This is a genomic window from Burkholderia sp. BCC1985 (assembly GCF_905339915.1).
Taxonomy (GTDB): Bacteria; Pseudomonadota; Gammaproteobacteria; order Burkholderiales; family Burkholderiaceae; genus Burkholderia.
The window spans coordinates 1-242 of the sequence record NZ_CAJPGY010000155.1 but is presented as its reverse complement, the minus strand read 5'-3'; the positions used below and the strand labels follow the sequence as shown (position 1 = coordinate 242).

Sequence of the window (242 nt, the reverse complement as noted above, 5' to 3'; positions counted from 1 at the left end):
TCGACACCGGTCAGGTTCAACGTGCCGACATTGGTGACGTGATCGGACGCGCTGCTGCCGGAATCGGTGGTGAGGGCAACGCCCGGTGCAGCCGCCGACGTGTCGAGCGTGAAGCTGAACGAAGTCGAATCGGACGTGTTGCCGGCGATATCGGTCTGCCGGACCTGCACATCGTTCAGGCCTTCGGTCGCGCTGAAACTGGTGTTCCAGGTGTGACCGCCGTCGATCGAGTATTCGACGGT

At 62.4% G+C, this 242-nt stretch carries 1 protein-coding gene; it reads right to left on the bottom strand.

Annotated features, from left to right (window positions below; genetic code table 11):
• On the bottom strand, nt 1-242 hold a 242-nt coding region (locus tag U4Z31_RS37085), incomplete at both ends, for an Ig-like domain-containing protein (RefSeq protein WP_321813015.1).